Origin of the sequence: Psychrobacter sp. FDAARGOS_221 (assembly GCF_002313155.2) — a bacterium.
GTDB lineage: Bacteria > Pseudomonadota > Gammaproteobacteria > Pseudomonadales > Moraxellaceae > Psychrobacter.
On the sequence record NZ_NWFK02000001.1, the window covers coordinates 1,967,763 to 1,983,276 of the forward strand.

The window sequence follows — 15,514 nt, forward strand, 5'->3', positions numbered from 1 at the left end:
TGGGCTAATTAAAACTTAGTTTCAAACACAATAGCCGCACCTTGGTCGTCATAGTTATCACGCCACTCACCACGGTAATTGGCCGAAATAGTGGTATTAGTGGTCGGCTTAAATGCCAAACCAATACCTGCAATACCAATGGCTTCTTTGCTCTTTTGACCTTGAGTCATAAACTTATTAGAGCCCACTTCAACGAAGCTTGCCGTAATGTCTGAGTAGCGATCGCCATTTTCAATCGCACCAGCCAGCTGACCAGTCACAGAGAAGGTCGGCGTTAACGCTTGATCAAAGCGAACACCAGCGGTCCAACGTACTGAGTCATAAGTGTTAGAATCAACCGCTAGGTTATATGCCCCGGCACCTGTCTCACGATAGCTGTCACTCTTAGCACGTGCATAGTTAACGCTCGCAAAAGGAGAGACATTGCGGTCAGCGCTGCCAATTCTATGCGCCACACCCAAGCCTGCTTGCAAGGTATCGACATCATAATCAGACTTAGCAACGGCTGAGGTAATGCTTGAGATATGACGCTCACCTTTGACATTAGACTGACCAGCACCGGCATGGAAGTTAACTGAAGTGGCATCACTTGCCGCATAGTTACCATAACCTAATACCTGCCAGTTTTTCGCTTTCAGTTCATGCTTTAGGGCATGACCGTCGGTATCAGCGTCACTTTCGATGTAAGAGACAGCTAGGCCAAGGTTCAAATCAGGGTTTACTGACGTATCCAAACCAACGATGGCACCGTAGTTTTCTGAATTATAACCAGTGACATAACCATCAGCATCGTGAGTCATATCACTACCAATAGCTTTGGCCCATAAGTTATGCTCAGGGGTAGTTTGGCTATGCTCTTCAATCGCACGACTGGTCGCATAGTTGGTATCTGTGATTAAGCGGTTAGCACCACCCATAAATAGCGGTTGTAGCTGTGCAGTAGCAGCAGCGACCTGTGCTTGGTCTAAACCATCCATATCTGAGATAAGCTGCTTCGCCAGTGGGTTCGCTGATGTTGTTGTATCTAACTGATCATCAATAGCCTGGTCTAAAACAGTTGCTAAGCCAAAAGCAGAATAATTATTTATAGAACTTACAGCATCATACACAATCGTGTAATCGCTACCTGGTTCTGGCGTTGGCTTAGGAGTTGGTTCTGGCGTTGGCTTAGGAGTTGGTTCTGGCGTTGGCTTAGGAGTTGGTTCTGGCGTTGGCTTAGGAGTTGGTTCTGGCGTTGGCTTAGGAGTTGGTTCTGGCGTAGGCACAGGAGTTGGCTCTGGCGTAGGCTCAGGGGTTGGCTCTGGCATAGGCTCAGGGGTTGGTTCTGGCATAGGCTCAGGGGTTGGCTCTGGCGTAGGCTCAGGGGTTGGCTCTGGCGTAGGCTCAGGGGTTGGCTCTGGCATAGGCTCAGGGGTTGGTTCTGGCATAGGCTCAGGGGTTGGCTCTGGCATAGGCTCAGGGGTTGGTTCTGGCGTAGGCTCAGGGGTTGGCTCTGGCATAGGCTCAGGGGTTGGTTCTGGCGTAGGCTCAGGGATTGGTTCTGGTGTCGGCTCAGGAGTTGGTTCTGGCGTAGGCACAGGAGTTGGCTCAGGTGTAGGCTCCGGAGTCGGCGCTACCATACGTAAATGAACTGCATTAGCATCGCTATAATCCGCTTCAAAATCTACCAGTAGATTATTATCCGTTACTGATGCAAACTCACCGTTTAGTTTGGTTGCTGAAACAACATTTTTATATTCAGAATTTGTGGTGACTTCCTCTAAATAGCTGTACGCAAAGACTTTAAGGTTACCTTTAGTAATATCAAGATTGCCATTTACTTGTATTTGACCATATTCATTACTATCTACATGGCCGTCTTCATTAACATCGAGTAGACCAATAACTAAGCTTTCACCTTCTGGTACAGAGTAGTTACCATTTAGCTTTAAAACGCCTCCTATTGAACCCCAGTCTCCTACCCATTGTTTGTTATCAGTAGTTAGTTCTAGGCTTCCTACACCAGTCTTGATAAACCCACCAATATCATAGTCATCTGTAAGATTAAGATCGAAGCTACCAGCATTGCCGGTAATAACTGCCTTGGGGTCTACTACAACTGAGATGGGCTTCGCAGCAGCATCACTGTATCGCGGTATCTCAGTGGCGATAAAAGCGCCTTTAGTACCAATATTAATTATATTTTTATTAGTGAAGTTATCGAATAGAAACTCTTTATCAGACTGTATATCTATTCCACCACCGTTGATATAGATTTCAGATTTAATTGAGTCAGGGTTACGTCCAAGATATTTTGTTTCTAACTCGCCAACGTCATTTACATGTAATACGCCCGAGCCTGTATTTCCAACTATCATCTTGGGAGTAACAAAAGTGCTATCTGATAATGTGAACTCACCTTTTGCCTCAGCACTATCAAGACCATACCCACCAATATAGGTAGCATAACGAGCTTGAGTCAAACCGCCATGGTAGGGCGTATTCTCAACAACTATATTGCCTTCACCCTGTTTGCCAACTATCAAGTTATCAGTTTCAATATATCTATGACCAGAGACGGTTATATTACCGACGCCTGATTTTTTGTTACCCAGTATCGTATCGTTTATAACGTATAGCCCATGATACGGACGCTGCTGATCAGGGTCTTCAATTTGAATCATTGAGAGACTACCATTGCTAGTATCTCCAATGATGACATTGTTTTGGGCACTAACACCACTGGTAGTATCGTCAAGAAGAATAACCTGACTATTATTATCAATAATCAAATCATTTGATGACATTAAACTCTCACCGTCACCTAGCTTAATAACTTCGCCTTGATTGATTACTAAATCATCAGGCGTTGTCGCCGCAACTGCCATAGTTGAAGCGACAACACTGAGCATAGCAATAGATAGAGTTGTTAAGTGTAAATGAGGCTTCTTAGTAGAGGTCGCTGACTTGCCTGAAGACTTGCCACGAGATTTAGCAATCTCGGACACACATTGATAAACGCCTAAAGCGCGATTGAAAACAACACGGTATACATGGTTCATAAGGTAGGACTCGAATAAATATCGTTAAAGTCATTAAACGGTTACAGTGTCAAATTCGTTAAGCCTACCTCGGTAGTCATTGTATTTGATTGCCACGTAACAGCCGTAAAGCACTTTAATCGTAGTTTAAATTAAAATGAAGTAAATAAAAAAAGTCTAACTCCATATAGAACTTAGTGGATTGATAAATAATACGTTAAAAAATTTATATTGAATAGAGTGTTAATTAGATTTATTTAATCCATAAACAAGCAGTTGTTGAATAGTTATCACTTTAAAACAGTAGCTAGTTTGCCATTAATAGTGGCTCAAGGCTTAAAGTTTTAGCAGGGTAGGCCATACTTATAAAAGAAGGTCAGACACTGATGAGTATCTGACCTCTGTATAATATGTTTGATGTTTAGTTTGACGTCATATCGATTGCTCGCAGACGCTATTAAACTTCTTTATACAACTGGCGACCTTCACTGTTATATTTCTCGCTCATCTGTTCCATGCCTTTTTGTACTTCCTCAAAGCTGGCTTCACCGACTTGACCAACAAGCTCAGTGTCTACCTCTTTGATTAGATGCACGTCATCAGATAGTTCGCCACTACTTGGCGTGACCTCGGCACCGGTAGGTAGGCCTGCTGCATACTCACGTACGTTTTGAGTGATTTTCATTGAGCAGAACTTAGGGCCACACATAGAGCAGAAGTGGGCAGACTTGTGTGCATCTTTAGGCAGCGTTTCATCATGATATTCACGAGCCGTATCAGGGTCTAACGCTAAGTTAAACTGATCGTCCCAGCGGAATTCAAAACGGGCTTTTGATAATGCATTGTCACGAGCCTGCGCACCAGGGTGGCCTTTGGCAAGGTCAGCAGCATGAGCCGCAATCTTGTAAGTGATGATGCCGTCTTTCACGTCTTTTTTGTTCGGTAAGCCCAAATGCTCTTTTGGCGTTACGTAGCACAGCATCGCCGTACCGTACCAACCAATCATCGCTGCACCAATAGCACTGGTAATATGGTCATAACCAGGGGCAATATCAGTGGTTAATGGGCCAAGCGTATAGAAAGGTGCTTCGTGGCACATCTCAAGTTGTAGGTCCATATTCTCTTTAATACGGTTCATTGCCACGTGACCTGGGCCTTCAATCATCACCTGCACGTCGTGCTTCCACGCCACTTGAGTCAGCTCGCCTAAAGTACGCAGTTCACCAAATTGCGCCTCATCATTGGCATCTTGCAGACAGCCTGGACGTAAGCCATCACCTAAACTAAAGGCCACGTCATACTGCTTCATGATTTCACAGATTTCTTCAAAATGGGTATATAAGAAGCTTTCTTTATGATGCGCTAGACACCACTGAGCCATGATAGAGCCGCCGCGAGAGACAATACCGGTTAGACGTTTGGCGGTTAATGGCACATAGCGTAATAGGACGCCAGCATGAATGGTGAAGTAGTCCACGCCTTGTTCGGCTTGCTCAATCAAGGTATCGCGGAAAATCTCCCAGGTTAAGTCTTCTGCCACGCCATCGACTTTCTCTAGTGCTTGATAGATAGGTACGGTACCGATTGGCACTGGCGAGTTACGGATAATCCATTCACGAGTTTCGTGAATATTCTTACCGGTTGATAGATCCATGATGGTATCGGCACCCCAACGTGTAGCCCATGTCATTTTCGACACTTCTTCATCAATGCTTGAGCCCAGTGCGGAGTTACCGATATTGGCGTTAATTTTCACCAGGAAATTACGACCGATAATCATCGGCTCAGATTCAGGGTGATTGATGTTATTTGGGATAATGGCACGGCCGGCCGCCACTTCATCACGTACGAACTCAGGGGTGATAATTTTTGGGGTATTGGCACCGAAACTTTCGCCGGCATGTTGACGCATATCGGTCAGTTCATGCTGCTTTTGAGTTTCACGAATGGCGATGTATTCCATTTCAGGCGTGATAATACCTTGGCGTGCATAATGCATTTGGGTGACATTCTTGCCTGCTTTGGCACGACGCGGTTTATCGATATGGGCGAAGCGAATGTTAGCAGTCTTAATGTCACGCGCACGCTCGTTACCGTAGTTGCTTGATAAGCCGTCTAGGATTTCGGTATCGCCACGCTCTTCAATCCACTTTTCACGCAGCTTGGGCAGACCTTTGGTTAAGTCGATATCAACATTAGGGTCGGTATACACGCCTGAGGTGTCATAGACATAAAAAGGTGGGTTCTTTTCACCATTTTCTAAACCAAAGCCGCCAGTTGGGGTATCGGTTAAGGTGATTTCACGCATTGGTACTTGAATGTCAGGACGTGAGCCTTCGATATATACTTTGCGTGAAGCGGGCAGGCTACGGGTTAAGTCGCGGGCTTCTTCGTCAAAGCGCTCATCTTTGGCGTTGCGGTGGGCAGGGGTTTTGATGCTATTTTCTGCATTACTCATGGAGATATCCTTATTTTTACCAATGGCATGTTGCCGTAGTGACTTTTAGGGTTAATAACTAAAAACGGAAAGTAAAATAAAGACTCAGGAGGTAGCGTTGAAGGGTCTAACTCAATCATCACAAAGCAATTTAATAGTTATTAAATTAAGGCCAAAGGCTTAGCTTTAGTAGCTGTCGGCCTTTGCTTATCTGATGTCACTGTTCGTTTACTGGTTGTTGGCCAGTGACGAGCGATGAGCAGTTGACGACAGACAGCCTTTTATTGTTTGTGATTAATAGGCTAATGTGTGACTTTCCTACGGCGGTATTAACCGCATCAGGTTCAACGGGTGATGTCTCAGCAAACGCTTTGTTAAATAATAGCAGTGACACTACTGGCTAACAGATGGTCTGCACCCCGAGTCTTAGTAATTTTTATTTTAAAAGCTTTGGTGGTTATGCTTTTAATAATATCGATATCTTATCAAACTTTGAGTTTAATAACAGTCTTGCTTTGCATTTAAATGTTTAATGCGCTGTTTTTATCTTGTTCATGTCATTTTTAATTTTGCATATAGCCAGCTTTAACGCATAAAAAACGCCAATGGAATCTCCATTGGCGTTTTTTTGAATCAGCTTGTCACTTAAGGCTTATTGCTTACGGTATTTACCATCGCCTTTGCTTAACACTTCAACCGTCACTTTACATAGGTTGCAGTTGATCATTTGGTTGGCTTTTTTCGATAAATCGATAACACGACCCGGTGTAAATGGTCCGCGGTCGTTAATTTTAACAACCACTGACTTTTTGTTATTCAAATTGGTTACTTTTACTTTAGAACCAAACGGCAGTGATTTGTGAGCCGCTGTCAAAGCGTACATGTTGTAAATCGCGCCAGAAGCCGTTCTTTTACCATGAAACCCTGGACCGTACCAAGAGGCCATACCTGCATTGGCAGGTACCGTCAACATAAGGGCTGACAGAAGTGTAAATGGCATAAAAAGTTTTTTCATAGGGGATACCTGTAATTTAATAAATGGTTGGGACAGGGAGCTCCATAAGATTTCGTGGTTGCTGGCTGGTGTTAGGTGTTAACCGTTAACACAGCTAATGTGGTTGAACACAGCTAAGCTGCTTGCCGCAAAATCAAATGGTCTGTACCAAATCATCGAAGCGGTAGTCTACAGGCGCTAAGTTTAGAGTATCTTTCTAATAGGTAAGCGAAATGTAAAGAATACTTAATCTGCAAATAGATTGTATCTGCCAATAACGGTCGCTTGAGTCATCTGTAAAGTTAGTTAATAAACGACTTACTAAAGTTACTTATTTCTTACAAAAAAAGTTTATTTCATCAAACTGTCATATTTAAACGTCAAAATGGCGACATTCCAATAGAGGGGTAGGTCATCCAACGATGTCTAGGCATAAGCCTGATGTTGAGCCTACATCCTCTCTTTTATATAGATAATTAAAGTTAATAACTCTTTAGGAGAGACCATGCGTTATTCATTACTAGCTGTTGCAGTTGCCGCCATACTGGGTTTGACTGCCTGTGATAATAAGACAGATGATACCGCCGCAACTGAAGGCACAACAGAAGATACAGCAGTAACGACCACAGCTGGCGAATCAGCAGCGGGTAACTCAGAACAGTACACCAATATTGATGGTGTAGAAATGAACATCAGTGGTGCTGGCGCATCATTCCCAGCTCCTATTTACCAAAAATGGTCAGCTGACTTCCAAGGCGCAACCAAGGGTCAAGTTAACTATAACTCTATCGGTTCTTCTGGCGGCGTAAAGCAGATCAAAGCAAACACAGTTGACTTTGGTGCATCAGATAAGCCACTTAAGCCTGAAGAGCTACAAGAAGCTGGTCTTATCCAGTTCCCAACCGTTATCGGCGGCGTTGTACCTATCGTTAACATCGAAGGTATCAAGCCAGGTCAATTGGTATTAAGCGGTGAAGTATTGGCTGATATCTACCTAGGTAAAATTACCAAGTGGAATGACCCAGCAATCACCGCATTAAACGAAGGCGTTGAGCTTCCTGATGCCAACATCACTACCGTTCACCGTTCAGACGGTTCTGGTACCACGTTTAACTTCACTTATTATCTAAATGAAGTATCAAGCGACTGGGCTAACATCGGCGTTGACAAAAGTGTTGAATGGCCAACTGACCAAACCGGTACAGGTATTGGCGGTAAAGGTAACGAAGGCGTTGCTGGTATGGTAACTCAAGCACCTAACTCAATCGGTTATGTTGAATATGCTTACGCTAAGCAAAACAACATGTCGCATACGTCTATGATCAACGCTGCGGGCAACCGTGTTGAGCCATCTGCTGAATCATTCGCAGCTTCTGGTAACGTTGACTGGTCAAGCGCTGAAGGCTTCTACAAAGTTATCGCTAACTCAGACACTGCTGAAGCATGGCCAATCGCTGCAGCAACTTTCATCTTAGTGCACAAGCAGCCTAAGAACCCTGAGAAAGTAGCTGGCGTATTAAACTTCTTTAACTGGGCATACAACGAAGGTGATCAAGCAGCATTAGACCTTGACTATGTTCCATTCCCAGACGAAGCGGTTGCTTTATTCAAAGAAGAGTGGAAGCAAGTGGTTGGTTCTGACGGTCAACCAGTATATACCCCTAAATAATAGTCATTAACTTGTCACTGTTAATGAACGTTAAAACAAATGGCAAGTAAATGACATCTCATTTACTTGCTTTTTACTACTTAAATTTCGATTTATAAATTTTAAGAAAGTTAAATTTTAAATTATGTTGGGGTTACCATGTCTGACTTACACGCTCAGCTAGCAAAGCAGCGAAGAAATGACGTCTTATTTGTTAATTTGACCAAGTTCTTTGCCTTATTAGTTCTGGTTTCTTTAGGCGGAATCATGCTGTCGCTAATCATCGGAGCATGGCCAAGCATTAAAGAATTTGGTTTTGGTTTTTATACCAGTTCAAATTGGAGTACCGTCAATGATGAATACGGTGCTTTAGCCCCGATTTACGGCACCATTGTGACGTCTGTTATCGCTATTTTAATTGCAGTGCCGGTGAGTTTCGGTATTGCCATTTTCTTGACCGAGCTTTGTCCTAAGGCATTGCGTCGTCCATTGGGTATGGCGATTGAATTATTGGCCGGTATTCCTTCTATTATTTATGGCATGTGGGGCTTTTTCGTACTGGCGCCATTATTTGCTAAATATGTTCAACCTTTCATCATTGATACCTTTGGACCTATTCCTGTTATCGGTAGCTTTTTTGGCGGACCGCCACTGGGTATTGGTGTTTTCACAGCCTCATTAATTCTAGCCATCATGATTATTCCCTTTATTGCCGCAACCATGCGCGATGTGTTCTCAGTGGTTCCAGAGCTGTTAAAAGAATCCGCTTATGGCGCAGGGGCAACCACTTGGGAAGTGATGTACAAAATTATCCTACCTTATACCAAAGCAGGTGTTGTTGGCGGCATTATCCTTGGTTTAGGCCGTGCATTGGGTGAAACCATGGCGGTGACCTTCTTAGTCGGTAATACTTATAACATCAACTCTAACTTATTCGGCTCAGGGGTAACCATTACCTCATCGATCGCCAATGAGTTTGCTGAAGCGTCTAGTGAAATGCATGTCGCTACGTTGTTACATTTAGGCTTAATTCTATTTGTTATTACCTTTGTGGTTTTATCAATCTCTAAGATTATGTTGTCACGCATTGATAAAAAAGCAGGTAACTAGTTTTAGCGCACTTAGCCGTTAACTTAAGCAGAATAAAAGCAGCTGCATATAACTAGCAGACAAATAGATATTCAGGATATTTGGCAGGAAACATTATGACAATCAATTCAAGTGCAACACCCGTAGCAAGCACCAGTAACTCAGTAAGATTTGAGCAGCGCATGAATAAGTCGTTGTACTCAAAGCGCAAGTTTTACAACGTGCTGGGCCTTATCTTTGCCGTTTTAGCCATGGGTTTTGGTTTAGTGTGGTTGGGTTGGATTTTATTTGATCTACTGCGTAAAGGGATGGAAGCCATGCTAACCATGCCTATCTTTACCGTAGATACGCCGCCGCCAAATACCATGGGTGGTTTACGAAATGCGATTGTGGGTTCAATTATGATTGCCGGTACCGGTCTATTTATCGGTGCGCCAATTGGTTTGATGGCAGGTGTGTATCTGGCTGAGTTCTCACAAGGCTCATGGTTGGGTAAAGCAACACGTTTCCTTAACGATATCTTGCTGTCTGCACCGTCGATTGTTATTGGTCTGTTCGTGTTCACATTGATGGTTAATAACCGCAGCTTCTCAGGTTGGGCAGGCGCTATTGCACTGGCACTGATTATTATTCCTGTTGTGGTGCGTAGTACCGAAACCATGTTGAATCTAGTGCCTAACCAATTACGCGAAGCATCTTATGCACTAGGCGCGCCGAAGTGGAAAGTAGTGACGTCAGTGACCATGAGCGCGGCCAAATCTGGTTTGATTACCGGTGTTCTTCTAGGCTTTGCCCGTATCACAGGTGAGACTGCACCATTACTATTCACGGCACTAAATAACCGATTCTTTAGCTGGGACATGGGCAGTGCCATGGCCAACTTACCAATGACCATTTATCAGTTTGCTGCTGCGCCAGATGATACTCAAAATATGATTGCATGGGGCGGTGCACTGTTAATTACCTTCTCTGTATTAGGTCTTAACATCATTGCACGTATTGTTGGACGCGAGAAAAAATAACGCCAGTCCATCAGGTAATACAGATTGTATTCACACCACAATCAGTCATTTATTAATCATATTTAAGTCATTAAACACATTTAGTTCTTCAAGTTATAAAGGGTACTGACATGAGCGATACACTAGTGAAAAAAGTTCAAACACCAAGAGCGGAAGCAAATACCAATATGCTAGAGCAACCGATGCAAACAGGCACTCAGCAACAGCAGCCTGATACGGCAAGCTTTACCAAACAAACCATCTCTGATCTGCCGGACAACATGCCAGCAGCGAAGCTACAAATTCGCAATCTAGATTTCTTCTATGGTGATTTTAAAGCCCTAAAAGACATTAATATTGATATCCCTGAGAATAAAGTGACTGCATTTATCGGTCCATCCGGTTGTGGTAAGTCGACTTTATTACGTACCTTTAACCGTATGTATGACCTATATCCAGGCATGCATGCTGAAGGTAAAATTATCCTAGACGGCAAGAACATCTTAGATAAAGATGTCGATGTAAACTTGCTACGTGCTCGCGTTGGTATGGTCTTCCAAAAGCCAACCCCGTTCCCAATGTCTATCTATGACAACGTGGCATTTGGTGTGCGCCTGTACGAAAAGCTAAGCAAAGCCGATCTTGATGAGCGTGTTGAATGGGCGCTTAAAAAGTCAGCGTTATGGCCAGAAGTAAAAGACAAGCTAAAAGCATCAGGCCTGTCATTATCAGGTGGTCAGCAGCAGCGTCTATGTATCGCTCGCGGCGTGGCAACCAAGCCTGAAGTTCTATTACTAGATGAGCCAACTTCTGCACTTGACCCTATTTCAACCGGTGCGATTGAAGACCTTATCGAAGATTTAAAACACGATTACACCATCGCCATTGTGACCCACAACATGCAACAGGCGGCTCGTGTTTCTGACTATACCTGCTACATGTATCTTGGCGATATGGTTGAGATGGGTGAAACTAATCAGGTATTCACTAACCCTGCACAAAAAGCCACTGAAGACTATATCACTGGTCGCTACGGCTAGACTGTTTGATGTTATGACGTGCTAAGTGGTTAGCATCATCGAATAGACAATCGTAAGTTGTGTCGCTTAGTGCTGACTTAGTGCTAAGCGACAGCGAGTCAATAAAAAAAGAATCAACATAATAATAACCAGACCAACCTGAACTTGCTTTTGCAGGGAATAAAACAATTTAGGATTTTGTGATGCCAACAACTGAAAAGCATATTTCAAAAAGTTTTGATGAAGACTTACAACAGAGTAAGGATCTTTTTTTGACCATGGGCCGAATGGCAGCGGAGCAGGTCACTCTTGCGACACATGCCTTGGTTGATGGTAATGTCGAAAGAGCAACACAAGTTATCGAAGATGACGAACAGATCAATCAGATGGAAATTAAAATTGATGAAAAAGTCATCTTGTTGGTTGCCAAGCGTCAGCCAGCGGCCAATGATTTACGTCTGGTCATCGCCTTAAGTAAGGGTGTGGTTGATCTAGAGCGTGTTGGTGATGAGGCCAGCAAAATTGCGCGTATGGCGTGTCGATTGCATAAAGAGGGCGCTTCACCACGCGGTTATTCAGAAGTTCAGAACCTATCAAATCAAGTTAGAGTAATGTTGCTTGATGCTTTGGATGCCTTTAATCGCATGGATCCAGAGCAGGCGTTCGGCGTATTGCAAAGTGATGAGACCGTCAATGAAGAGTATCAATCGGCGAGTCGCTCACTGATGACTTATGTGATGGAAGACAGCCGTCATGTGTCTAAGGTGATTAATATCTTATGGGTATTGCGTGCTTTAGAAAGGGTTGGCGATCATGCGCGTAACATCGCTGAGCTGGTGATTTATTGCACCAGTGGTAAGGACGTGCGTCACACTGACTTTGTTACCGTAGAGCAAGCAGTGCAAGAAGCGTCTAATAATATTGCTATGCGCAATGGTAATTTATAACGGATAATTTATAACCAAGTCGTTAATGACTGATATAAAAATAATGACTAATATAAAAAAGGAGTGGCCCAATAGGTCGCTCCTTTTTTATTGGTGGTTTGGTTTTGAATTTTATATCAAATGAGTATTTGAAAAGTGTTAAGGTAAATCAGGTGTTTTAAATGATAAAAATAGAAGATTTAATGTAGAGTACGACCTATCGTTATATTAAGGTGCAATACGATTGATTTCTAATAAGAAAATAGCCGATACGCTGACAGCAACTACCGTTCTACGTTGGCTGTTAGGTGCGGTGATAAGCCTGTTGTGCACTATCACTCACGCCAATATGGCGTCACCTGAGACCTACGGAACACACGCTGAAACTGCATTTTTTAGCCAAGATATTGATGTCGTAGCAGAAGATATTGAAATTGTTATTAAAGATAACTTCAATACCGCTGACTACCATATCCGTTATAGTGTTTATAGCGATAAAGACCGTGCTTCTATTCCTCTGGTATTTGATGTGGTGGATGAGGTAGATGACTTTTCTGTCATGCTAGACAATACGGATGTGGCGGTTAGGTCTGTAAAGCGTGTTTCAGAGCTTGGCTCATTGAGTTCGAGGTATGATAGCCAGTCGCGCGCATACTATAACCGTGGCAATGATGATATTGATCAAATCAGCTTTGGCGCAGAGGCAAAGTACTTTGTCATTGAACTTAGCCCAGGACCACACGAGATTACGGTTAATTATAGTGCTCGCCCTAATGAGAATAGAATTGATTGGACGAAACGTTATGAGTATACCTATTCATTAGCACCCGCCAAACTATGGAAGAGTTTTCAAGATTTAACGGTGCGGCTTAGCCTTGATGCTTCGATAGATCCAAAATATGTCAGTACGAATTTAAATCCAGATGCGGTGGTCAGCCAACAGATGCAGTGGCATTTTGACAGCTTACCGCAAGACACGATTAGCATCGACTATCAGCAGCAGCCAACTGGGTTAGCCGCTTTTTTAATCAAGATAGATCCAAGGTTATGGCTATTACTGTTGTTGGCTATCTTTGGATTCATTCATTGCTATCTCATCTATCAACACTACGAAAAGTCAGGCGCTACTACGGTTATAGCTGGCCAAGCTAAAAGCAGACAAACAGCTAACATAAGACGATTGGTATGGGGCGGTATTTTACTGGTACCCCTGATGGCATTAATACCCTTAGTGTGGCTTCCTGATTTAATAGATGGCTTGATAGGCGAGCAGGCCAGTCGCTATCATGGCTACCCATTTCTCATTCCTATTTTCGCTTATCCGCCAGTATTGGTCCTGTATTTAGGGGTAGTGCTGTTGTTCAATTGGTATTTAAAACATAAAAGTTTCAAACATAAAAAAAGGAGCGGTCATTAAGACCACTCCCTTTTGTTATTAACTTAATTTAATTGGTTAAACAGCCGTTACTTGCTGTCAGACTCAGGCGTATATCCTGATGGACGCTCGTAGTCCTCATTGTCTAAGAACTTCTCGCGCTGTTCACTTAAGAACTTTTTAGCCTCAGGGTCAATCACGCTTAAGTGATTTTCGTTAATCAGCATGGTTTGTAATTCTAGCCACTCATCCCATGCTTTTTTAGATACTGTGTTTTGCAGCTCTTCGCCCTTTGGATTAGGAAAAGGCGGTTTTGGCATTTTTGGTAACTCTTGCTTATATTTGCGGCAAAACACCATATTGGCTTTCGGATCAAAAGTAGCTGTCATTATCTTATCCTATCTGTCAAAGGTTTATTGAGTATCGATATTGTATTTTGCTATGCGTTGACGACCACGGGCCACGGCTTGTGTCACTTGATTTGGTGCAGTACCGCCTAAGTGATCACGCGCCGCAAGTGATCCTTCTAAAGTCAGATAATCGAACACATCATCACCAATGGCGTCACTGAACTGCTGCAACTGCTCAAGCTGTAGCTCACTTAAGTCGACACCTTCATTTATTGCCAATGCAACCGCGTTACCGACCACTTCATGAGCGTCACGGAAGGCAACACCACGGCGTACCAAGTAATCTGCCAAGTCTGTGGCAGTTGCATAGCCCTTCATTGTCGCTGCACGCATATTTTTTTTGTTAGGTATTATATTAGGCAACATGTCGACAAATGCAAGTAGCGAGCCGGTCAAGGTGTCAACGCAATCGAATAAAGGCTCTTTGTCTTCTTGGTTGTCTTTGTTATAGGCCAGCGGTTGGTTTTTCATTAAGGTTAATAATGTGGTTAATTGACCGAACACACGGGCCGCTTTACCACGGACTAACTCGGGTACATCTGGGTTTTTCTTCTGAGGCATGATTGATGAGCCAGTACAGAAGCGATCTGGAATCTGCACAAAACCAAACTGCGCTGACATCCATAAGATAATCTCTTCACTCATGCGTGATAAATGCATCATCAAAATAGAAGCAGCAGCGGTAAACTCAATGGCGAAGTCACGATCTGACACCGCATCTAGCGAGTTTTCGCAGATACCTTCGAAGTCTAATAGTTCAGCGGTAATAGTACGGTCAATTGGGAACGTAGTGCCCGCAAGCGCTGCACTACCAAGAGGCATCTGATTGATACGGCGACGCGCATCAATTAAGCGCTCAGTATCACGATTTAACATCTCAAACCATGCCATCACATGATGACCGAAGCTCACAGGTTGTGCAGTTTGTAGATGCGTAAAGCCAGGCATAATAGTATCGGTGTGCTGTTCTGCTAGGTTCAATAGACCCGCTTGTAGCTTGACTAATAGCGCCACAATATTATCGACCTCTTCACGTAACCAAAGACGGATGTCGGTGGCCACTTGGTCGTTACGGCTACGACCAGTGTGTAGCTTTTTACCCACAGTACCGATTAGATCGGTTAAGCGAGATTCGACGTTCATATGCACGTCTTCTAATGCGATCGACCAGTTAAATTCACCGGCGTCAATCTCTTGTTGTACTTGATGCAGACCATCAATAATGGTGTCTACTTCATCTTGAGTCAAAATGCCACATTTGCCAAGCATAGTCGCATGAGCGATAGAGCCTTGAATGTCATGTCTGGCAAAGCGTTGGTCAAAGCCTACCGATGCAGTAAAGGCAGCAACAAAGCTGTCAGTCGCTTCGCTAAAGCGGCCGCCCCACATTTGTTGGCCTTGGCCACTTGTTTTGGCTGGGGTAGAGATAGTGTCGTTCGATGAATTATTTGTGGTGTTTGCAGTCATATCAGTCCAAATCCAGTAAAAAGCACAGAGTTTCCAGTATAGCAAAGGTTAAGCCACCCATGCTAGCACGTGTGCCAATTGCTAAGCGCTGTCATTGTTGGCTTTCGTTGATTACTTAATGGTGATTG

At 43.5% G+C, this 15,514-nt stretch carries 11 protein-coding genes and 1 riboswitch; of the genes, 6 read left to right on the forward strand and 5 right to left on the reverse strand.

Annotated elements, in window-relative coordinates:
* Positions 1-8: 8 nt before the first annotated feature.
* From A6J60_RS08260 to A6J60_RS08270, 3 genes are all read right to left on the reverse strand, one after another.
* Entirely contained in the window at positions 9-3,041 is a 3,033-nt protein-coding gene (locus tag A6J60_RS08260; RefSeq protein ID WP_096065566.1) for an autotransporter domain-containing protein, read from the reverse strand.
* 436 nt (positions 3,042-3,477) lie between these two features.
* A complete protein-coding gene (thiC, locus tag A6J60_RS08265) occupies positions 3,478-5,478 on the reverse strand; it encodes a phosphomethylpyrimidine synthase ThiC (RefSeq protein WP_096065567.1) in 2,001 nt (666 codons plus the stop codon).
* Positions 5,479-5,755: 277 nt separating this feature from the next.
* Positions 5,756-5,889, reverse strand: a riboswitch (TPP riboswitch).
* Between the two features lie 220 nt (positions 5,890-6,109).
* Positions 6,110-6,472, reverse strand: coding sequence for a septal ring lytic transglycosylase RlpA family protein (locus tag A6J60_RS08270; RefSeq protein WP_096065568.1), 363 nt, complete (start codon positions 6,470-6,472; stop codon positions 6,110-6,112).
* A gap of 484 nt (positions 6,473-6,956) precedes the next feature.
* Here A6J60_RS08270 and pstS point away from each other — a divergent pair, with 484 nt between their 5' ends.
* From pstS to A6J60_RS08300, 6 genes are all read left to right on the forward strand, one after another.
* Positions 6,957-8,120, forward strand: coding sequence for a phosphate ABC transporter substrate-binding protein PstS (pstS, locus tag A6J60_RS08275; RefSeq protein ID WP_096065569.1), 1,164 nt, complete (start codon positions 6,957-6,959; stop codon positions 8,118-8,120).
* Between the two features lie 138 nt (positions 8,121-8,258).
* Entirely contained in the window at positions 8,259-9,209 is a 951-nt protein-coding gene (pstC, locus tag A6J60_RS08280; protein ID WP_096065570.1) for a phosphate ABC transporter permease subunit PstC, read from the forward strand.
* Positions 9,210-9,304: 95 nt separating this feature from the next.
* Positions 9,305-10,210, forward strand: coding sequence for a phosphate ABC transporter permease PstA (gene pstA, locus A6J60_RS08285; protein WP_096065571.1), 906 nt, complete (start codon positions 9,305-9,307; stop codon positions 10,208-10,210).
* Between the two features lie 110 nt (positions 10,211-10,320).
* Positions 10,321-11,229 (forward strand): phosphate ABC transporter ATP-binding protein PstB, encoded by a 909-nt coding sequence (gene pstB, locus A6J60_RS08290; protein ID WP_096065572.1) that lies wholly within the window; start codon positions 10,321-10,323, stop codon positions 11,227-11,229.
* 182 nt (positions 11,230-11,411) lie between these two features.
* Positions 11,412-12,155 (forward strand): phosphate signaling complex protein PhoU, encoded by a 744-nt coding sequence (phoU, locus tag A6J60_RS08295; protein WP_096065573.1) that lies wholly within the window; start codon positions 11,412-11,414, stop codon positions 12,153-12,155.
* 223 nt (positions 12,156-12,378) lie between these two features.
* Positions 12,379-13,551, forward strand: coding sequence for a hypothetical protein (locus A6J60_RS08300; RefSeq protein ID WP_096065574.1), 1,173 nt, complete (start codon positions 12,379-12,381; stop codon positions 13,549-13,551).
* Between the two features lie 47 nt (positions 13,552-13,598).
* On the opposite strand, the gene A6J60_RS08305 is transcribed toward A6J60_RS08300, so the two are convergent.
* Both A6J60_RS08305 and argH read right to left on the reverse strand, forming a co-directional pair.
* The gene (locus tag A6J60_RS08305; protein ID WP_096065575.1) at positions 13,599-13,898 is read right to left on the reverse strand and encodes an oxidative damage protection protein; all 300 of its coding nucleotides are present in this window, start codon (positions 13,896-13,898) and stop codon (positions 13,599-13,601) included.
* Between the two features lie 24 nt (positions 13,899-13,922).
* Positions 13,923-15,386 (reverse strand): argininosuccinate lyase, encoded by a 1,464-nt coding sequence (gene argH / locus A6J60_RS08310; RefSeq protein WP_096065576.1) that lies wholly within the window; start codon positions 15,384-15,386, stop codon positions 13,923-13,925.
* Positions 15,387-15,514: the final 128 nt, after the last annotated feature.